Source organism: Gordonia ajococcus, from assembly GCF_012974285.1.
Taxonomy (GTDB): domain Bacteria; phylum Actinomycetota; class Actinomycetes; order Mycobacteriales; family Mycobacteriaceae; genus Gordonia; species Gordonia amicalis.
Genome location: NZ_CP052884.1, coordinates 919,132 through 938,154 on the forward strand (window position 1 = coordinate 919,132; position 19,023 = coordinate 938,154).

18 protein-coding genes and 3 pseudogenes are annotated in these 19,023 nt (G+C 61.2%); 18 read left to right on the forward strand and 3 right to left on the reverse strand.

What is annotated here, in order from left to right:
* Window positions 1-199 precede the first annotated feature (199 nt).
* Window positions 200-676 (reverse strand): PaaI family thioesterase, encoded by a 477-nt coding sequence (locus GAA2_RS04195; protein ID WP_006437578.1) that lies wholly within the window; start codon window positions 674-676, stop codon window positions 200-202.
* A gap of 256 nt (window positions 677-932) precedes the next feature.
* Between GAA2_RS04195 and GAA2_RS04200 the strand changes: the two genes are divergently transcribed.
* The 18 genes and pseudogenes from GAA2_RS04200 to GAA2_RS04285 all read left to right on the forward strand — a co-directional run bounded on the left by GAA2_RS04200 (window position 933) and on the right by GAA2_RS04285 (window position 17,395).
* Window positions 933-1,667, forward strand: coding sequence for an MlaE family ABC transporter permease (locus GAA2_RS04200; protein ID WP_005194985.1), 735 nt, complete (start codon window positions 933-935; stop codon window positions 1,665-1,667).
* Window positions 1,668-1,677: 10 nt separating this feature from the next.
* Window positions 1,678-2,541, forward strand: a complete 864-nt coding sequence (locus GAA2_RS04205; RefSeq protein WP_006437579.1) for an ABC transporter permease — start codon at window positions 1,678-1,680, stop codon at window positions 2,539-2,541.
* Window positions 2,542-2,550: 9 nt separating this feature from the next.
* Window positions 2,551-3,588, forward strand: coding sequence for an MlaD family protein (locus GAA2_RS04210; protein WP_006437580.1), 1,038 nt, complete (start codon window positions 2,551-2,553; stop codon window positions 3,586-3,588).
* Window positions 3,585-4,598, forward strand: a complete 1,014-nt coding sequence (locus GAA2_RS04215) for an MlaD family protein (protein WP_006437581.1) — start codon at window positions 3,585-3,587, stop codon at window positions 4,596-4,598. Before GAA2_RS04210 ends, GAA2_RS04215 begins: the two co-directional genes overlap by 4 nt.
* Complete coding sequence (locus GAA2_RS04220; RefSeq protein ID WP_191834748.1) at window positions 4,595-5,590, forward strand: MlaD family protein; 996 nt, start codon at window positions 4,595-4,597, stop codon at window positions 5,588-5,590. Before GAA2_RS04215 ends, GAA2_RS04220 begins: the two co-directional genes overlap by 4 nt.
* Entirely contained in the window at window positions 5,584-6,645 is a 1,062-nt protein-coding gene (locus GAA2_RS04225; protein ID WP_024499609.1) for an MlaD family protein, read from the forward strand. The genes GAA2_RS04220 and GAA2_RS04225 overlap by 7 nt, the downstream gene beginning before the upstream one ends.
* Window positions 6,642-7,685, forward strand: coding sequence for an MlaD family protein (locus tag GAA2_RS04230; protein WP_006437584.1), 1,044 nt, complete (start codon window positions 6,642-6,644; stop codon window positions 7,683-7,685). The genes GAA2_RS04225 and GAA2_RS04230 overlap by 4 nt, the downstream gene beginning before the upstream one ends.
* On the forward strand, window positions 7,682-8,638 hold the full coding sequence (locus GAA2_RS04235; RefSeq protein WP_006437585.1) for an MlaD family protein: 957 nt from the start codon (window positions 7,682-7,684) through the stop codon (window positions 8,636-8,638). Before GAA2_RS04230 ends, GAA2_RS04235 begins: the two co-directional genes overlap by 4 nt.
* A 46-nt stretch (window positions 8,639-8,684) precedes the next feature.
* Entirely contained in the window at window positions 8,685-9,374 is a 690-nt protein-coding gene (locus GAA2_RS04240; protein WP_006437586.1) for a hypothetical protein, read from the forward strand.
* Between the two features lie 29 nt (window positions 9,375-9,403).
* The gene (locus GAA2_RS04245) at window positions 9,404-11,044 is read left to right on the forward strand and encodes a long-chain fatty acid--CoA ligase (protein WP_006437587.1); all 1,641 of its coding nucleotides are present in this window, start codon (window positions 9,404-9,406) and stop codon (window positions 11,042-11,044) included.
* 238 nt (window positions 11,045-11,282) lie between these two features.
* Window positions 11,283-11,444 (forward strand): hypothetical protein, encoded by a 162-nt coding sequence (locus GAA2_RS04250; protein ID WP_191834749.1) that lies wholly within the window; start codon window positions 11,283-11,285, stop codon window positions 11,442-11,444.
* Between the two features lie 85 nt (window positions 11,445-11,529).
* The gene (locus GAA2_RS04255; protein WP_191834749.1) at window positions 11,530-11,691 is read left to right on the forward strand and encodes a hypothetical protein; all 162 of its coding nucleotides are present in this window, start codon (window positions 11,530-11,532) and stop codon (window positions 11,689-11,691) included.
* A gap of 382 nt (window positions 11,692-12,073) precedes the next feature.
* A pseudogene (locus GAA2_RS04260) lies at window positions 12,074-12,469 on the forward strand (helix-turn-helix domain-containing protein); the annotation flags it as partial.
* A 147-nt stretch (window positions 12,470-12,616) separates the two neighbouring features.
* The gene (locus tag GAA2_RS04265; protein WP_006437589.1) at window positions 12,617-12,937 is read left to right on the forward strand and encodes a 2Fe-2S iron-sulfur cluster-binding protein; all 321 of its coding nucleotides are present in this window, start codon (window positions 12,617-12,619) and stop codon (window positions 12,935-12,937) included.
* Window positions 12,938-12,962: 25 nt separating this feature from the next.
* Complete coding sequence (locus GAA2_RS04270; protein ID WP_006437590.1) at window positions 12,963-14,354, forward strand: cytochrome P450; 1,392 nt, start codon at window positions 12,963-12,965, stop codon at window positions 14,352-14,354.
* Window positions 14,351-15,550, forward strand: coding sequence for an NAD(P)/FAD-dependent oxidoreductase (locus GAA2_RS04275; protein ID WP_096273186.1), 1,200 nt, complete (start codon window positions 14,351-14,353; stop codon window positions 15,548-15,550). The genes GAA2_RS04270 and GAA2_RS04275 overlap by 4 nt, the downstream gene beginning before the upstream one ends.
* Complete coding sequence (locus tag GAA2_RS04280; RefSeq protein WP_005195131.1) at window positions 15,547-16,221, forward strand: transglutaminase-like domain-containing protein; 675 nt, start codon at window positions 15,547-15,549, stop codon at window positions 16,219-16,221. The genes GAA2_RS04275 and GAA2_RS04280 overlap by 4 nt, the downstream gene beginning before the upstream one ends.
* 151 nt (window positions 16,222-16,372) lie before the next feature.
* On the forward strand, window positions 16,373-17,395 hold the full coding sequence (locus tag GAA2_RS04285; RefSeq protein WP_174324749.1) for a BtrH N-terminal domain-containing protein: 1,023 nt from the start codon (window positions 16,373-16,375) through the stop codon (window positions 17,393-17,395).
* A 306-nt stretch (window positions 17,396-17,701) separates the two neighbouring features.
* Here the strand turns inward: GAA2_RS04285 and istB are convergent.
* Window positions 17,702-18,545, reverse strand: a pseudogene (gene istB, locus GAA2_RS04290) (IS21-like element helper ATPase IstB).
* Window positions 18,542-18,969 (reverse strand): annotated as a pseudogene (locus tag GAA2_RS04295) (Mu transposase domain-containing protein); the annotation flags it as partial. The pseudogenes GAA2_RS04295 and istB, both read right to left, overlap by 4 nt.
* Window positions 18,970-19,023: the final 54 nt, after the last annotated feature.

Here is a 19,023-nt window from a genome sequence, read left to right on the forward strand (position 1 = left end):
CGACGAGTTTGCCCTAGTCCCAGACACTTTGACGCGGTCAGACATCGCCTTCCCCGGCAACGATCAACTCGTCCAGACATGCCTGGCATCCTGTCCAGCAGGAACCCTTCGTGCCATCAACTCGGTACTCACCCGGAATGGGAAGGCACGGCACTCGCAATCTCTTGGCGCTTCTCCAGGTCTATGGGCCGATGCGGCGTCAGTCTGTCCGCGTGAAGTTGGTGAAGAAGTCATCGATTGTTGATACGTCGGCATACTGTCGGAAATGAGCGACGTCGACCTTGACGAAGACACCGCTAGAGGTGAAATACGTTTGAGCATCTAGCGATCCAGCGGCCGCAATGTGCAATAGACGATCCGACTCGTGGTCAATCCAGGCAGTGAGGCGCATGGGAGTGTGGAGAGGGACCGGCCGGCGATATTCGACGGTCAGGGTGCGGGTCACCGCGGGGGTCCGCGCGATCCACAGGGTGAAACCCATGATGTCGTCGCAGGCGGCCGAGATCGCGCCACCGTGTGCCAACCCTGGCGCGCCGACGTGTTTCTCGTCGAAGGTGTGATCGGCGTACACCCGCTCGCCGCTCCGGTGGACCTCAAGTTGAAGTCCGTGGGGGTTTTCGCTTCCGCAGCCCATGCACTGGGACGAGTGCGCCGGCAGTCTTGCTTCTGAGGTCATCTTCTGATCGTTGTCCTTACTGAGCCGCCACCTACTCAAACAGGGTGCGGGGGTCGATGAGGTGTGGGAGCTGGTCCCGACACGGTCTTTCTATAAATACTATGGGTAATACTGGCAGTACCTGGTACTGTCCATCACGCGCACCGGCATTGAGTGGCGCAAACCACGTGTACGAGGGAAGGAGAGGTCCATCACCACTAGGACCGACGCCAACCGTTTCCTGGACGGCGCCGCCACTTTCGGTAGCACCCTCGGCTTGGCTGGCCAGGCCCTGCGGTGGGTAGCGGTAGACATTGCTACGGGACGGTTTCCGTTTCGCGAAGCCGTATCGCAGACCTGGTTCGTTATTGTCGTGACGACTCTGCCCGCGATTCTGGTAGCTGTGCCATTCGGTGTCATCGTGTCGGTACAGGTGGGAAGCCTCACTCAGCAAGTTGGGGCCACGTCAATTGCTGGCGCGGCTGGGGGCCTCGGGATCATTCAACAGGGAGCGCCGATCGTTACCGCCCTTCTACTCGGGGGCGCGGCCGGATCAGCGATTGCCTCTGATTTGGGCGCTCGAACGATTCGCGAAGAAATTGCCGCCATGGAGACACTCGGACTCAACCCCACCAGGCGCGTCGTAGCACCTCGGTTCGTATCTGTGTTGATCACCGCGCCGATGCTCTGCATGCTGATCGTCTTCACCGGGCTGCTGGCGGGCTACGCAATCAGCGTCGATGTCCAAGGCATCACACCCGGCAGCTATGTCGCGTCGTTCGCGTCGTTCGCATCGGTAACCGACATCGTTGTCGCTCTATGCAAATCACTTGTGTTCGGACTTGTCGTGGTGACGATTGCCTGTCACCGCGGGCTGTCGACGAAGGGCGGCCCTAAAGGCGTCGCAACCTCGGTGAATGCCACCGTAGTACTGGGTGTCGTCGCGTGCTTCGTGATCAATGTCTTTATCACGCAACTAACAACCATGTTCGTCCCCCAAACCATTGGATGAGAAACGCCTCGTGACCACCGTTCCCTCCCGGAGGTTCTCCGCCGCCACCCGTCCGGTCGGTGCCGTGATCGCGCCCGTTGCACAAGTACCTGAACGCTTGGGGCACGTCGCGACCTTTGTGATCGCCGCGGTCCTCGGCATCCGCCATGTCATCGCCACCTACCGACGCCAAACCCTGCTCTACATACAAGAATTCGCCTGGGGTAGAGGTGCAGTCTTGGTCGGTGGTGGAACGGCCATCGTCCTCGCCATCCTCGGCATCGCCGTCGGCGCCTCAATCGGTATCCAGGGTTACGCCTCGCTGGACCTCGTAGGGATGGGTTCACTGACTGGATTCATCTCTTCCTACGCCAACACCCGAGAGCTTGCACCAATGATCGCTGCGATCGGGTTCGCAGCGCAAGCCGGCTGCCGGTTGACAGCTGAGATAGGCTCGATGCGCATTTCCGAGGAGATCGACGCTCTCGAGGCTATGGCGGTACGTCCCATTCCCTTCGTCGTCAGCACTCGCGTAGTGGCGTCGATCACGACCGTGATTCCTTTGTACATCATCGCGCTTATTCTCGGATTCGCGGCCGCTAAACTCGTCGTCACACAGGTACACGGCCAATCCGGCGGCACTTATGATTTCTATTTCGACCAGTTCCTCAAACCTCAGGACCTTATCTTCTCGCTCATCAAAGTTCTTGTATTTGTCGTTTCCGTAGTGATTATCCATAGCTATCAGGGCTACTTCGCCACAGGCGGAGCTGAGGGGGTAGGCCGGGCGTCCGGCCGAGCGATCCGCACGAGCCTCATCGTCATCGTCGTGGAGGACATGATTCTGACACTTCTGATGTGGGGACTCGATTCCGGCGTACGGATTTCTGGGTAGGGGGGTTCAGTGGCTGTCTTTCATGATCCGTCCGGGCGCGAACCATCGCACGGGAACCTAGTCCTTCGGGGGGTCGCCCTCTTAATCCTCGGCGCGATAGCTGCCTACTTACTGATAAGTGACGCTAACGGTGACTTCAGCGATCACACGTCGTTGACCATCAACACCGACGCGATAGGCGACGGATTGAAGGGGGGATCGGAGGTGAAGTACCTTGGGTTCACCGTGGGCGAGGTCTCGAGCATCTCGGTTCGAGACCGTGGCGCGACGGTCAGAATCAACTTCACCGGTTCCGGCAACGATCTAGATCTCCGGCAGGGCATGACGGTGAATTACACCTCGGCAAACGCACTGGGACCGACGGCACTGGAGATCGTGGATCCTGGACACGGACCGCCCATCGGTTCCGGCGGGAGTGTCTACGTAAGCAGGTTGCAGTCTGAACAGACCTCGGTGTCAACACTTGTTAGGAAGATCTCCACGCTGGTCGAGGCACTGGACCAGCCCTCATTTGAAGCGGTGGTGAGGTTCATCGTCGAGGATTCGCAGGCAATGGCTGATAGCGGAAAACTCGTATTCCAGATCGCGAAGCTCACGCGGGATGTCCAGAAACGGCCGGTCGGGGAGGACCTAGAAATTGCAGCCAATCTGTCCACCGGAGTCGCCGACTTCATGACGCCGTTCGTCCCTGGCGTCTTGAAGAACGTCGATATCGCTGACTTTTTCGCCACTCAACAAAACATCGATCGCACGAAAAGCAATCTCGGCGACACGGGAAAGGTTCTGTTCGGTGCACTCGGCGGACTGCTCGACAAGAATTACCCGGCCCTGAGTTCGCTGTTAGACGTCGGCCTTGACCTAGCGCGGCCCGTCGCCAGATCCGCCTCGGGGCTCGTTCGCACGGTGTACACGATCCCGCAGATCCTCGATGGCATCGACAAAGCCTTGCCGAAATTCGGCGACCGAGTCCAGCTCCAGCTAGCACTGGTGGTCCAGACCTCACCTGCTCTACAAAGCGCATTGAGAATGGGGGGGCCCACGGGATGACTCTGAGGTCTCTGACACCCACAATCATTAAGATCACCGCGTTCACCGCTGTCATCGGCGTCCTTACATATGTCATCATCGCGATTCTGCAGCCGACCAACGAAGGATCCTCCAGTTCGCAGCGTTCCGCGGTTTTTGCCGACGCTTCCGGACTCAAGCCCCGCGACGGGGTACGACTCGCTGGAGTGAAGGTGGGATATGTAACGGCTGTCGACCTGAAGGGATCAACAGCGATCGTCCGTTTCCAACTGGACGACGGCGTCTCGATTACCCCCGCGACGACTGCCGCCGTCCGTTACCAAAACCTGCTGGGGCAGCGGTATGTGGAGCTCATCAATGCCGGACAAGGCGCCGACCAGGAGTCGATCACACAGGTGGCACTCAACAAGACCGTCCCGTCGTTCGACGTATCGACACTATTCAACAGTTTCAAACCAGTATTCGATACATTGAATACGGCCGAGATCAATGAGCTTCAGTCGAACCTGCTACGGGTCGCCCAGGGGGACGGTCGAGGTATCGCACCAGTCATGAAGCAAGTCGCGAACATCACCGAGTACGGGAACCAGCGTTCAGAGATCATCACCAACATTGTGACGAGCCTGGGACAGGTGTCTGATCAGTTGATGGGGCGCTCCGCCGAACTGGTCGAGTTGATAGACAAATTGGGGTCAATCGTCGATGCGTTCAGCCGCGTGAGCGATCGCCTGAGGGCCTCGCTGCGGGAGGTCAACCGTTCGATGGCGAAGACTGTGCTCTCCGGTGAGCAGATCGAGTCGACCTACGACACCAGCTTCGCGGCCATTTATCAGAGATTGGTGCGGGAGCCAGGGGATACAGAAAGCTTACTGAACGGTGCCGTTCTCCTGAAGCCACTCCTGGACGCCCTGGAAGCTACATCCAAAGCGACACCTTCGTCCTCGGCGGCAGGGTGCGCCCGAGGAGTGCTCGACCTACCGAGAACAGCGCAGATCGCCCTGATGGGTCAACGACTGGTGGTGTGCCAGTGACCCGCTTCTTCGATAAGCGTCCGCATCACCGCCCGCAGCGTCGGCGCGACCTCATCCTGGCGGGAGTCGTTACGATGGTCACGGTGGCCGGCCTCGTCGTGGCGGGTGCTGTGTACATCTCACCGCCCGGACAAACTATCTACAGTGCCAAGTTAGTCAATACCGGCGGATTGGAAGCCGGCGACCAGGTACGTATCGCCGGGATCAGGAAAGGCAAGGTCGCGTCAGTCGACCTGACCGGAACGTTCATCACCGTGCGATTCCGGCTGGATGACTCGATTGCCGTTCGGTCGGACGCGACGGCGAACGTCCGTCTCATCACCCCTATCGGTGGACGTGTATTGGACCTCGACCCAGGTTCAGGCCCGTCGGCCCTCGACGGTGCAATCCCACTGGAGCAGACAAGCAGCACCTACGACATTTCCAGCACGCTTGAGACAACCACACCGGTGTTCCGTGACGTGCGTGGTGTTGATCTACGGCGCACAGCGGCGCTGCTACAGAATGCTTTCTCCGACGGAAACACCAATATCCCTGATGCCCTGCAAAACGCGAGCAGCCTGATGGACCTACTGCAACGTCAGTACGCACAACTCGACAAGACGATGACGTTGTCCGATGAGTACGTCGCCGCCCTCGCAAACCGCAAGCAGGTACTCGTGGACTTCCTCCGCCAGCTCAGCTTCCTTGCCCGCACCCTTGGACCAGACATCGCCAACGTCCAGAACGGATTCGATTATCTGCGCCGTCTTTTCAAGCTACTGACCCGACCGCTTGTCGCGTACCGCGACGGAATAGAACCATCGGTACAACAGTTCAAGACCCTTCTGAACAAGGTGTCGGCCCAGATGCCCGCCTACGCAAACGCGCTGACCCAGGTCGATCAGATCACCAGACGACTGAGCATTCTTCTCGACGCTCCAGAGGTCGGTCCAGCGAGTCCTGAACCGACTGTCCGCGTCTGCATCCCGAGTGGTGATCAAAAATGCTGACAGAGCGGATGCGTCAGCATCTGATCCCGATCGCCACCATCGTCACACTGGCAGTAGTGATCGCGGCCGTAGGAATCAACTATGCGACAGCCGACGACGACACGCGGCCACTATGTGCGGAGTTTTCCGACGCATCAGGTCTGTACGAAGGCAACTCCGTCGCGATGCTCGGCAAGAAGGTGGGCAGGGTCGTAGGCATTCACGAGGAGGGCCAGAGGGGCGTGCGTGTCGACATGCGGATCGACAAGACCGTGCCGCTTCCCGCGGATGTGGGGGCCACCCTGGTGTCCACCTCGATTGTCACCGAAAGGCAAATCGAGTTCACCCAGCCCTATCGCGGCGGAGAGCATTACGAGTCGGCCAAGTGCATACCACTGAACAAAACCAGGACTCCACTGGGGATTAGTCAAACGCTCGACGCGATCAGCACTCTTTCTGATGAACTCGTCAAGGACGGCGGACGTAACACCGATGCGATTCTCCAGGCGCTCACGCTCGTCTCCAAGAACATGGAGGGAACCCAGGGCGATATCTCTGGCATTCTCAAGGACTCGGCCACGCTGATCAACGATCCGACCCGGCGTGATGGTCAGATACGCAGAATTGTAGCCAACCTCGCGACCTTAACCGGTGTTGCCACCGAGAACAGTGCTGAGGTGACCCAACTGTTCGACAACTTCGTCGGCGCAATCGAGGTGATTGTTGCTTTCGGTCAAACATTCGGCGCCGCAACAGAGTACGCAGGTACCTTCGTCCCCATCCTGTCGCGATTGGCGTCCGACTTCGGTCCACCGATCTTCGCAATTGGTGATGCTGCGGTTCCACTCCTCGCGCAAGTAGGCAAGCAAGAGAACATCCTGGCGACCGTCGCCGCTCGAACGGCTGACCTCATCGTCAAGCATCCGGATGCGAAGTCGATCCTGCGGGCATTCGCCGTGTCTGTCCCACTGCAGACCCTAAGAACGGCGTGTGCCTCTCCCCCCGTCAACGGCGTCTGCAGGACGGGTAACGAAGTGGCGACGATCGCTAACTTGATCGGAGGGCAATCTCAATGATGACCTACGGCTACCTTCGCCGTGTCACGGCCGCGATCGTGACGCTGTTCGCAGCGACCATCGCCCTCGCCGCCTGCAGCATCAACGCCGACAATCCGCCGACCATCGGCGGATCATCCGCCCGAGACGGTTACTACATCGAGATCGAGTTCACGAGTGCTCTGAACTTGCCTGCCCGTGCCAAAGTCCTCTCTCGAGGGATTGACGTCGGTGCCGTCACCAGCGTCACGTACGACGGAGGCCACGCGCTGGTTGCCGCCCGAATTGATAAAGACGCCCAACTGCCGGAAGATTCGCGCGCGGAACTCCGCCAAGACACTCTCCTGGGCGAGATTTATGTGGCCATCCTTCCCCCCGCACAGCAGTCCACCCAAGCCTTGCTGCACGCGGGATCGGTAATACCTCTCTCACGCACCGAACCGGCTGCCAACGTCGAGGACGTGATGCGGGGTATGGCTAATGTACTGGGCGGGGGTGAACTCGATAAAATCCATACCGCGATATCGACACTGAACTCGACCTTTCCGAGTGACCCCGCCCAATTCGATACGCTTTACCGCACGACGTTGCGCACCGTGTCTGAGGTGTCCGCCAACACCGACAAACTCGACGTAGTCCTGCAGTCGGCCGATCGCACGCTGAAAGTGATCCTGGCCGACCCGTCAGGTACTGACCGAATGCTGACCAAGGGGGGAGTGAACTTCTATGGTCTGGGCTACTCGCTAATTGACGTCGCGCTACTTATCGCCAACCTGCGCGACTTCGCAGTATCTGCCGGCCGTATCGTCGACCCTGAGTATTCCCGCATCAAGGAAACGGTAGGAGCGATCGCGCCGGTAATCGCGTCCATCGCGTACTCGGACATCTACTCCAAGGATGTTTCTGACAAGGCGACGCGTGTAATACGCGAGAAGCTCATCCCATTCGTCAGCTCGCCAGATATCAACGTTTCCGACGTGTCTATCGACGGCCAAGATCTAGCGCGACGTGATGCCGGGTCGTTCATTAACGTATTGCGAGCGATCGGAATGATGCCATGATCCGCAGCACCGTCGTATCCCTGGTTGCCCTTGTCGTCGTCTTCCTCGTCGGAGCAACATACCTGACCATCGACGTGGCACGGGTAAACCCGTTCCGCTCCGACTACACGATCTCGGCCATACTCGAGAGCTCGGGCGGCCTGCTCGACACATCGCCGGTGATGCTAGAGGGGGTGCCGGTGGGCAAGGTGACATCTATTCGCGTCACAGATAATCAGCTCGCCGTCGACATGTCCATCGACTCCGGCTATAAGATTCCTCGCGGCAGTGTCATGACGATCCAGAACCTCTCGGTCGCGGGAGAGCAATACATCAACTTCATCCCACCGGGTACCACCACCAGTGAGTACTTGCGTAGTGGGGACCTAGTGTCCGCCAGTGCCATCCACGTGTCCCAATCCGTTCCCCAGGTGCTCCCGAAATTGTCGGCAGTGGCCGATGCGCTCGATCCAGCATCGATTGAGTCCATCAACGAAACGATCTCGGCTGCAGTCGACGGCCGGCAAAAGGACCTCGACACGATCGGAGACATGATGCACCGCCTCGTGGACTTCGTCGGTGACGACGGTGCGGTCCGTACCACTGCGGACAATGCCGAGTTCCTCCTGGGCCTTATGTCGAACGTGGGCGGTGTGCTCAGTACCGCGTCGGTCCGGACCCCGGATGCCGTCGACGGTTTGGCGAGAATCCAACGTGCGTTCATCGTTTTCACCTCTACGTCCTACGACAAATGGCCGCCGATCCTGAAGCTAGTGGAAAAGCTCAGCGGTTACATCCAGATACTTCAGCCCGACATTGTCGCCATCACCCGCGCGGTCAAACCGGCGACGGCGAAAGTCGCAGACACATATATCGACTTCGGATCGATCGGTGATCTTCTGGCTCGAACATTCCCCGCGTCCCATCGGGGGCAGGCGCAGATCCCGATCGCCGTCACACCATCACCTCGCTGACGCCCGATGTCTACCCCCCTACCCCAGCATTTACAGAAGGCAGCAAATGACGGCACACGACAACGGATCAGAATCCGAGGACAGCGGCACCGAAAATGAGCTGACTGCGGCTTCCGATAAGGCAGATCGCGGCGACGCCACTAGTGCTGCAGAATCTGCGACGTCACAGGACGTTTCCGCCTCGGACGAGGCAAGCCCCCCGACGTCCGTCGCCGAGCAGCGCTGGGGATCAGCACGCCTCCAGGTGGTGGCCGTCGGTGCTCTCGTGGTAGTACTCGCGGTGCTGGCCGGGCTCTTTGCTTACCTCTACATTGACATGCGGCAAGCAAAGACGTCCCTGGAGGACGCTGCCACACAACGAGCGCAGGCAGCGCAGGCAGCATCGGACTACACCACAAAGTCGCTCACGTACAGCTACCAAAACACCGACGCATTCTTTACCGAAGTGAAAGAGAATGCCAGCGATGCGTTGGTCAAGCGATACGACGATGTCGAACCCACCTTGACCCAAATCATGGAACAGGCCAAGGTCCAAGCGTCGGGACGCGTACTGGCGACCAGCGTCACCGGCAGCGCCAGCGAGAACCGGGGGGAATACACGGTGCTGGTCTTCGCCACCCAGAAGACCCAGAATGTTCAGAACCCTCAGCCGAGCGAACTCCCCACACTGTTGAAAGTCGTCGTGCTGAAGACCGATAACGGCTGGCAGATCCAGGATTACGGACCTGCTGAATGATCCAGCGTCCGCCGCGAAAGGAGAGTTAGATGAAAAGCACCATGCAGGAGGTGCCGATGACAGTGTCATCGATACTGCGCCACGTCGCAACCAATCACACTGTTAGGCAGGTGATTACCTATTCCGTGAACGGCTCTGCCCGGTATGCGACCTACGGCGATCTTGAAGAGCGATGCGCACGTCTGGCGAATGCTCTGCGTCGGGTCGGCGTGGTCGGCGACGACCGCGTGGCAACGATGCTGTGGAACAACCAGGAGCACCTCGAAGCGTACGCTGCGGTACCCGCGATGGGCGCGGTGCTGCATACGCTGAACATCCGGTTGTCACCGGCTCAGCTGCAGTTCATCGCGAACCACGCCGAAGACAAGGTCATTATCGTGGACGGGTCGCTGGTTCCGTTGTTGGCGGCGGTCCTACCGGGCTTGGCGACGGTTCGGGTTGTGTTCGTTACCGGCGACGGCGACACCTCCCCGCTCGACGGGCACGGCGTGACCGTGATGCGATATCATGACGCGCTCGCAGCGGAATCCCCAGTGTTCTCTTGGGTCGATCCCGACGAGCGGTCGGCTGCGGGTATGTGTTATACGAGCGGCACTACAGGCGATCCCAAGGGGGTCGTCTACAGTCATCGCTCGGTGTTTCTGCACTCCATGGCAGCGTGTACCGGTAACGCTCTGGCGATCGCAGAAGCCGATCGTGTACTTCCCGTCGTGCCGATGTTTCATGCCAGCGCCTGGGGTCTGCCCTACGCGTCGCTGATGGCCGGCGCGGACTTGCTGATGCCTGATCGATACCTTCAAGCAGCGCCGCTCGCTGACATGATCCAACAACATCGCCCCACGAAGGCAGGAGCAGTACCGACAATCTGGAACGATCTTCTTCAGTACGGTATCGCGAATCCGGGTGTCGACTTGTCATCGATCGACCTTGTCGCCTGTGGTGGAGCTCCCGTCCCGCAGTCGTTGATCGAGGGGTTTGCGGACCGCTTCGGCGTACAGATTATTCAGGCGTGGGGTATGACTGAGACGTCCCCGCTTGCAGCGGTAGGTCGGCCTCCCGCCGGGATCAGCCCCACAAAGGAAATGTCTTACCGCAAGCGACAGGGACGGGCAATTTGCGGGGTGGAGATGCGCCTCATCGACGAGGGCGGCCTGCCTGTTCCCCGTGACGACAAGTCCGTCGGTGAACTCGAAGTGCGGGGTCCGTGGGTCACAGGCAGCTACTACCGACTCGAGGACACCGAGAGGTTTCGGGATGGCTGGTTGCGGACCGGCGACGTGGGACACATCAGTCCGGACGGGTATCTGACGCTGACCGACCGGTCCAAGGACGTCATCAAGTCCGGGGGCGAATGGATCTCGTCAGTGGAGCTCGAGAACTGGATCATGTCGCACCCGGATGTCGCCGAGGCCGCGGTTGTCGCGATGCCCGACCCCCGATGGCAGGAGACAGCGCTCGCTGTTGTGGTTCCGGCACCGGGTCGCGAAGTGTCGGCTGACACGCTCCACGAGTGGTGCCTAAGAAATTGCCCGGAGGAGATCCCGCACTGGTGGATCCCGAAGAACTGGACGTTCGTGGAGCAGATACCACGGACGAGCGTGGGCAAGTTCGACAAGAAGGTGTTGCGCGCGAAGCATGAGCAGGGCGAGCTGTCGGTTGTATCGAACTAGCGCCGCACGGGGTCGGCTTCGCGTCCGCACTGGCCGAGATAGGACACCGCCGAGGTAAGGCACAGATGTGCCCACCGAACGTCCTCAGCGTTCGGTGGGCACGTATTTGTTGGAGCGATGCGTCTGCCCGATGGCCCCGGTGGGACAGACAGCACCGTCACTGGGAATTGCGCGGCCATTCATCTCTCACTCATCGTTCGTTGGGCGCCGTTTTATCGAGCGTCGTAGAGTTTGCGAGGTGGACATCGCAGCCAGCGCTCCACATTCGCAGTCATCAGCACACAACATCGAAGGGGGCACCATCATGGCCGAGGCTATCGTGGGCGCAATCATTACCGACATCGTCGGCGAACTGGTCACCGGATCGATCGAGTCCGGATCAGACGAAGCTACCGCTTGAGCGCTTCACAGAAGAACACACCGCCCCGTGGCTTCTGCCGCGGGGCGGTCTTTTGGTGCGCGGGGGGTGTCGTAGAGTTTGCGAGGTGGACATCGCAGCCAGCGCTCCACATTCGCAGTCATCAGCACACAACATCGAAGGGGGCACCATCATGGCCGAGGCTATCGTGGGCGCAATCATTACCGACATCGTCGGCGAACTGGTCACCGGATCGATCGAGTCCGGATCAGACGAAGCTACCGCTTGAGCGCTTCACAGAAGAACACACCGCCCCGTGGCTTCTGCCGCGGGGCGGTCTTTTGGTGCGCGGGGGCTCGAAACGTATGTCGCAACACGTACTCGACGAGGCCACACCGATGAGCCATGTCCGCACACTCACCGTCCGACTCACCTCCTAAACCAACCCCACACCCACAGCCGAAGCGCATGACTTGTCCTGGACGAAGTAGCGGTCGGCGTCACGACTGGGCGCCATCGCCCCCGCCGGCACCAGTGACGGCGCTCATTGAAACTGCCCAGTCCTGCTAACTGAAACTGCTCACTTGTGTGGCACCGCCAACAGGGCGGGCCTTCCTCGATGCTGATGGTCTCTGACCACACATCAGCCTTCGAGGGAGACCCGCTCGTTCATGCTCACACAAGGAGAATCCGTGGAAGCACATGCCCTGCGAAAGCAGGGATGGACGATCTCGGCGATTGCCCGGCACCTGGGCTGCAACCGTCGCACGATCCGCAACTATCTCAACGAGACGACCACGCCGGGAGTCCGGGCCAAACCCCAGGTCGATCCGTTCGGCGAGTTTGTCGACTACGTGACCGCGCGGCTGATGGAGGATCCGCATCTGTGGGCGCGCACGTTGTGCGACGAACTCGAGGACCTCGGCTACCGGCAGTCATATCAAACGTTGACCCGGCAGATCCGGGCGCGCGACTTGCGTCCGGTATGCACCGACTGTGCAACCGCGACCGACCGGGCCAATACGGTGATCGAGCATCCGCCGGGCGCCGAAACCCAGTGGGACTGGTGTCAACGGCGGCCGGAAACTGACCCCTTATCGACAGTCCCGGATCTTGTGAGCCAAATTAACAACAGATTGCAACGTTTGCACATGGATCGGTCGGATTCGCCCATACACACTTAAGGGGAACCTCATACGTGCAAGGAGGTGGCCATGGCCACGATCACATACACCACCCACGACGGAGACGACTACAAAGTCGATCTCGTGGAGGGAAAGTCGCTCATGCAGACCGCCGTCGACGAAGCGATCCCCGGCATCGACGGTGATTGTGGTGGCGAAGCGGCCTGCGGTACGTGTCACGTCATTGTCGACCCGGCGTGGATCAAGACCGTCGGGCACAGCGGCGAGGGCGAGGAAGAGATGCTGAGCATGCATCCGGAACGGGAAGAGACCTCGCGGCTGTCCTGCCAGATGATCGCGACTGAGGAGTGGGACGGCCTGACTGTTCGCCTCCCAGAATTCCAACTCTGACCCGCAACGACGAAGGAATGCAATCATGAGCATCGCAACCACCGTCGCCGAGAAGGCGCAATCAATGATCCCGATCGACCTTCAGATCCGAGGCGCGCATGTCTATGACAAGACCCGCCGAATCGTCACAAGGACCGACGGCCAGAAGATCTTCACCGAGACCCCGATCCCGCCGGTGGACGAGGTCGATCTCGCCGAAATCGACCTGAGCAACCCGTTCCTGTATCGCCAGGGTATGTGGCGCTCGTACTTCGAGCGTGTCCGCAACGAGGCGCCGGTGCACTTCCGTTCGGAGAGCCCGTTCGGTCCGTTCTGGTCGGTCACGCGACACGCCGACATCATCGCGGTCGACAAGAATCACGAGGCGTTCTCCGCCGAACCGTTCATCATCATCGGCAGGCCCCCGCGTTTCATGGACATCGCGATGTTCATCGCGATGGATCCACCCCGGCACGACAAGCAACGCGCCGCAGTGCAGGGCGTGGTGGCTCCGAAGAACCTTCGCGAGATGGAGGGGCTCATCCGCGCGCGCGTCCGCGAAGTCCTCGACGGCCTCCCACTCAACGAGCCGTTTGACTGGGTCCAGACTGTGTCGATCGAACTCACTGCACGCATGCTCGCGACGCTACTTGACTTCCCTTACGAGAAGCGGCACAAGCTGGTCGAATGGTCCGACCTCGCGACCTCGATGGAGCAGGCCAACGGCGGCCCCTCGGACAACGACAAGGTCTTCCGTGAGATGGTCGCGATGGCGCAAGGCCTGAGTTCGCTGTGGCGGGACAAGGCGGCACGTACCGTGGCTGGCGAAGAGCCTGGCTTCGACCTCATCACCATGCTGCAGAGCAACGAGGACACCAAGAACCTCCTCGACGATCGCCCCATGGAGTTCCTCGGCAACCTCGTGCTGCTGATCGTCGGCGGCAACGACACGACCCGCAACTCCATGAGCGGCGGAGTGCTGGCCCTCAACGAATACCCCGAGCAGTTCGAGAAGCTCAAGGCCAACCCCGACCTCATCCCCAACGCGGTGTCGGAGATCATCCGCTGGCAGACCCCTCTTGCCTACATGCGCAGGGTCGCCAAGAAGGACGTCATGCTCGGCGGCCAGTTCATCCGCAAGGGTGACAAGGTGGTGATGTGGTACGCCTCGGGCAACCGAGACGAGCGCGTCTTCGAGCGTCCAGACGAGCTCATCATCGACCGGGCCAACGCCCGCAACCACATCGCGTTCGGTTTCGGTGTACACCGCTGCATGGGCAACCGGCTCGCCGAGCTCCAGCTACGCATCCTGTGGGAGGAGCTCCTCCCTCGCTTCGACAACATCGAGGTGGTGGGTGAGCCGGAGTACGTGCAATCGAACTTTGTCCGTGGGATCAGCAAGATGATGGTTCGCCTGACCCCCAAGGGGGAAATGTGACGGCTGATCAGGTCGTCATCCTCGGCGCGAGCCACGCCGGCGTCCAACTCGCGGGCGCTCTCCGAAAGGAGAAATGGGCCGGGGATGTCTTGCTGATCGGCGACGAGGGCAGGCTCCCCTACCAGCGTCCGCCGCTGTCCAAGGCATACCTGGCAGGTGCATCACAGCTTGATGACTGCGCGATCCGCGGACGTCAGTTCTACGACAAGCAGCGGATCGAGCTCGTGGACGGAACGGCGACGGCGATCAACCGTTCCGCGCACACCGTCACCCTCAGCAGTGGAGACGTGGTGTCTTACGCCATGCTGGCACTGTGCACCGGCGCGCGCGCCCGCACGCTGACCGTTCCGGGCGCCGAGTTGACGGGCGTCCACTACTTGCGCACTGCCACCGACGTCGAGGCCATCCGTGCCGCGGTGGTGCCAGGTTGCCGGGCCGTCATCGTCGGCGGCGGCTATATCGGCCTGGAGACGGCCGCCTCACTTCGAGCTCTGGGTGTGAACGTCACTGTTCTCGAGGCTGCGGAACGCGTGCTCGAGCGGGTGACCGCGCCGGTGGTCTCGAGGTTTTTCGACCGTATCCACCGGACCGAGGGTGTCGATGTTCGCACCAGCGCGTTGGTCGAGGGTTTTCGCGGGGAGGGGCGAGTCGAAGAGGTGGTCCTCGCCGACGGTGAGACCCTGGCCGCGGACCTCGTCATCGTCGGTGTCGGCATCATTCCCAACACGGATCTCGCGGTCGCCGCGGGCCTCGAGGTTGACGACGGAGTCATCGTCGACGACCATGCACGCACCAGCGACCCCGACATCGTCGCCGCCGGCGACTGCGTCAACCAACGGATCGCACGGTACGACAGGCGCGTCCGCCTCGAATGTGTGGCGGCCGCCACCGAGCAGGCCAAGGTCGCGGCAGCGACCATCTGCGGCAACGAAGCCGGTCTCACCGCGCTGCCTTGGTTCTGGTCCGATCAATACGATCTGAAGCTGCAGATCGCCGGGCTCAACACCGGGTACGACGAGGTACTGGTCAGCGGTGACCCTGACCACGACCGTGACTTCACCTGTTACTACTTCAACGACGGCGAGCTGATCGCCGCGGACTGCGTCAACAGACCCAAGGATTTCATGAACGCGAAGCGTACGATCGCACAGCGTTCGTCGCTCGACAGGTCCGAACTGATCGGAGCCACACCATGACCACATCACCCGCGGCAGCGGAAAGGCCGGCGGCGGCGCTCACAGCATCGACCTTCCTCGACATCCATCACGCGACCGTGCAGGCCTTCACCCAAGACGCGGTCGGCGACGCGGACACCGATCGCGAGAAGGCGCGGCGCCTCTTCGCCGCAGTCCGAGACCAGATCCGTTACGACCCCTACACCGTCTCTGACAAGCCCGATCATTACCGGGCCAGCCATGTCATCGAGTCCGGACGTGGGTACTGCGTACCCAAAGCGGTCGTACTGACAGCCGCGTTCCGCGCTGCAAACATACCGGCCCGGCTCGGCTTCGCCGATGTACGCAATCATCTGCAGACCGACGCGCTGCGCGAACTCATGGGAACCGACGTCTTCGTATATCACGGATACAGCCACGTCTACATCGAGGGGCGCTGGTTGAAAGCTACACCCGCGTTCAACATTGAATTGTGCACTCGATTCGGGGTCCCACCTATCGACTTCACCGGCGATCGCGACGCGTTGTTTCACGCGCACGCGGCGGACGGCTCCGCGCACATGGAGTACGTGCACGAACGCGGCGTCTACAACGACTTGCCCCTCGAGGAAATCCTGGCGGGCCTGCGGCATGCCTACGGCCCTCTGATCTTCTCGGGACGGCCAGCTCCGTCCGACGCATTCCGCGCATAGTGTGCGCTCCGGCGGGCTACCGCCGCAGGTCACTGCCCGCTCGAACACCCGTGCCACCACCTGTCGGCCAGATCCCGTCGCCACAGTGTCCACCACCACTAGGGAGACCATGACAATGTCCGAGTCGTTGCTCGACACCTATCCACACCGGATGGGCGGCCATTGCGGCTCCAGCGCGATGCGCGACTTGATGGAGTGGGCGGGACTAGGCTTCGACGGGCCACCGAACGAGGGTCTGGTGTTCGCTCTGGGCGGAGCACTCTCGCTCACGTATGTTCGCACCGACGCCCTCGTGCCGCCGTTGTATCTGGTAGGACGTGGTCCTGACTTCGAGATGGACCTCCCCCGCCGTCTCGGCGCTACGGTGGAGGTCCGGTCCACCGACGATCCCCAGCTAGGGTGGGATCTCGTCCGCGACGAACTCGACCGCGGCCGGCCCGCGCTCGTGTGGGCCGAAATTGCTGAATTGCCCTACCTGCGCGTTCAGTTGCGCATGAGTCGCCACGATATCGTCATAGTGGGCTACGACAGCGACGCAGAAATCGCTTACGTCGCAGACAACGATCGCGTCGAAATTCAACAGGTTCCCTTCGACGCGCTGGCGCGAGCCCGACGCTCGATGACCTTCCCCGAGCCGACCCGACATACGCTCTTCCGCATTGACTGGCCCGAGGCGCTACCGTCAATCGCCGTCGTGGCTGCGGAGGCGTTCGCGCAATCTGCGGCATGCATGCGCGCGCCCGCAGGATCCACGATCGCCGGCCCTGTCGAACACTCTGGGACACACGGAATAGACGCAGCCCTAGCACTATCCTCTGACGTGATGCTCTGGCATGAGCTGCCCACCGACGTGCTCGAAGTCCACCTATTCAGTCTCGGTGCATTCATCGAGAAGGCAGGTACGGGTGGTGGCCTGTTCCGACGACTACTCGCGTGTGGCTGCGACGACATCGCCCGCCTGACAGGCGACGCTGCAACCAGCGACCTCGCCAGAGATGCTCACCGAGCGGCTGCAGCATGGACAGCAGTCGCTCAGGCGGCCGTACACAAGGGCTCAACCGCTGCTACCCGGCTCGACCACGTCATCGAGGCCGCGGCAGTCCTAACTGACACTGAGTCGAGCCTCGCCACCTCACTGGACTCCGCCGCCAGATCCCTAAGGTCCGCCGTTTAGAAGAACGGAACTATCAATGTGTCGGCGACCCCAATCGGATCTCGGTGACCCGTCGGGGAATCGGATACTCCACGATGAGAACAGTTATGAGTGGTGTGAGGTTCCCCCGCATAGTGGAGCGTGGTTACGCGACCAACACGCGCTAGGGAGTGCTCATCTTTGATCACACACGGGTACATATCGCCTTCACCGCAGGTCAGATAGGTGATGTCTGAAGTCCAGACCGCATTGGCGTGTCCCCCGTGTGACGAGGCTCAAGAAGCTTCCCCAGATGTGCTCACTGAACTCCCCACCCGTGGGCGGCTCCTACTGTAGCGTCCGTCGGGTTGGTGTGGTGGCGGTGCGCTGGTTTTGGGTGCGGGCGTGGTTGGTCGCGTAGGCGGTAGGAATCGCCGTCGAGTTTGATGACGACTGAGCGGTGCAGGAGCCGGTCGAGCATGGCGGCGGCGACGGTGGTGTCGCCGAGGACTTCACCCCATTCGGCGACCGATCGGTTGGTGGTGATCACGATCGAGGTCTTCAAATACCGTTGCGCCACAACCTGAAACAGGGCGAGGCTGCTTCGGCGGGCAACGGCAGGTAGCCCAGTTCGTCAATCACCAAAAGAGTTGGGCCGGCGAAGAACCGCATGGTGGTGGCCCACCGGCCCTCGATCGCAGCTTTGTGGCAGCGGGCGGCCAGATCAGCGGCGGTAGTCACGTAGGTGCGGTAGCCGGCATGCGCCGCAGCGTGGGCCAACCCGACGGCGAGGTGAGTTTTTCCGGTGCCCGGCGGCCCGACGAGCAACACGTTGGTCGCCGACTCGAGATAGGCGCAGGTGCCCAGTTCGCGGACCAGAGCCGCGTCCACGCCGGGAGCGGCGTCGTAGTCGAACGAGTCCAGCGTCGCGGTGGTGGGCAGGCACGCGAACCGTAGGCGGCCGGCCAGTCGGCGGGCGTCGGTGGCGTCGACCTCGATCGCCAACAGATGCTCCAGGGCCTGCGTCATCGTCCAGGCTTCGTCGGTGGCGGTTTGCAGCACCCCAGGAAGCCTGGGCAGCCGCATCGAGCTTGAGGGTGGCCAGATGACCGCGCAGTTGTTGATCCACCGAGACCGCTGCTGGCGATTGCGGCTCGGTGGGAGAGGCAGTGGAGGTGTTCTTCGTGGTCATGGCAGAGTGTTCCTGTTCTGTGCGGCACGTTCGTAGACGGCGAGATCGATCACCGGGGCCGTTGCATCGGTGGTGGTGGCGTGACCAGAGATTTTGTCGCGCAATGCTTGTGCGGCGGCGCGTGCGGCTTCTCCGGGCGGGATTCGTTCCTTGCGGCGATGCGGACGCCCACCGCCTGAAGCGGGCCGAGCACTAGGGTTTCCAGCGCTATGACGTGACCGTGGTCACGGACCTGGGCGCCCGAACCCGGGGCGGCCAGCCGGTGGCGGGCGATCACGATCCCGGAGGCGGTAGCGATGTCGATATGGTCGTCGCCGAGCGCTTCTCGCCCGGTGACCTCACTCATCGCGATCTCCGGCGGTACCGAGTACTGGTTGCCCCGCCAGGCGACCAACGCCTGCCGGGAGACCTGCCGGGTTTCGGCTGACGGGGCTCAAGAAACTTCCCCAGGTGTGCTCACTGAAATTCCCCACCCGTG

Excerpts from the sequence above, each read along its gene's own strand:
- GAA2_RS04195 (WP_006437578.1), bottom strand. The coding sequence starts at position 676 with ATGACCTCAGAAGCAAGACTGCCGGCGCACTCGTCCCAGTGCATGGGC.
- GAA2_RS04215 (WP_006437581.1), top strand. The coding sequence starts at position 3,585 with ATGACTCTGAGGTCTCTGACACCCACAATCATTAAGATCACCGCGTTC.
- GAA2_RS04225 (WP_024499609.1), top strand. The coding sequence starts at position 5,584 with ATGCTGACAGAGCGGATGCGTCAGCATCTGATCCCGATCGCCACCATC.
- GAA2_RS04230 (WP_006437584.1), top strand. The coding sequence starts at position 6,642 with ATGATGACCTACGGCTACCTTCGCCGTGTCACGGCCGCGATCGTGACG.
- GAA2_RS04235 (WP_006437585.1), top strand. The coding sequence starts at position 7,682 with ATGATCCGCAGCACCGTCGTATCCCTGGTTGCCCTTGTCGTCGTCTTC.
- GAA2_RS04240 (WP_006437586.1), top strand. The coding sequence starts at position 8,685 with ATGACGGCACACGACAACGGATCAGAATCCGAGGACAGCGGCACCGAA.
- GAA2_RS04245 (WP_006437587.1), top strand. The coding sequence starts at position 9,404 with ATGAAAAGCACCATGCAGGAGGTGCCGATGACAGTGTCATCGATACTG.
- GAA2_RS04265 (WP_006437589.1), top strand. The coding sequence starts at position 12,617 with ATGGCCACGATCACATACACCACCCACGACGGAGACGACTACAAAGTC.
- GAA2_RS04270 (WP_006437590.1), top strand. The coding sequence starts at position 12,963 with ATGAGCATCGCAACCACCGTCGCCGAGAAGGCGCAATCAATGATCCCG.
- GAA2_RS04280 (WP_005195131.1), top strand. The coding sequence starts at position 15,547 with ATGACCACATCACCCGCGGCAGCGGAAAGGCCGGCGGCGGCGCTCACA.
- GAA2_RS04285 (WP_174324749.1), top strand. The coding sequence starts at position 16,373 with ATGGGCGGCCATTGCGGCTCCAGCGCGATGCGCGACTTGATGGAGTGG.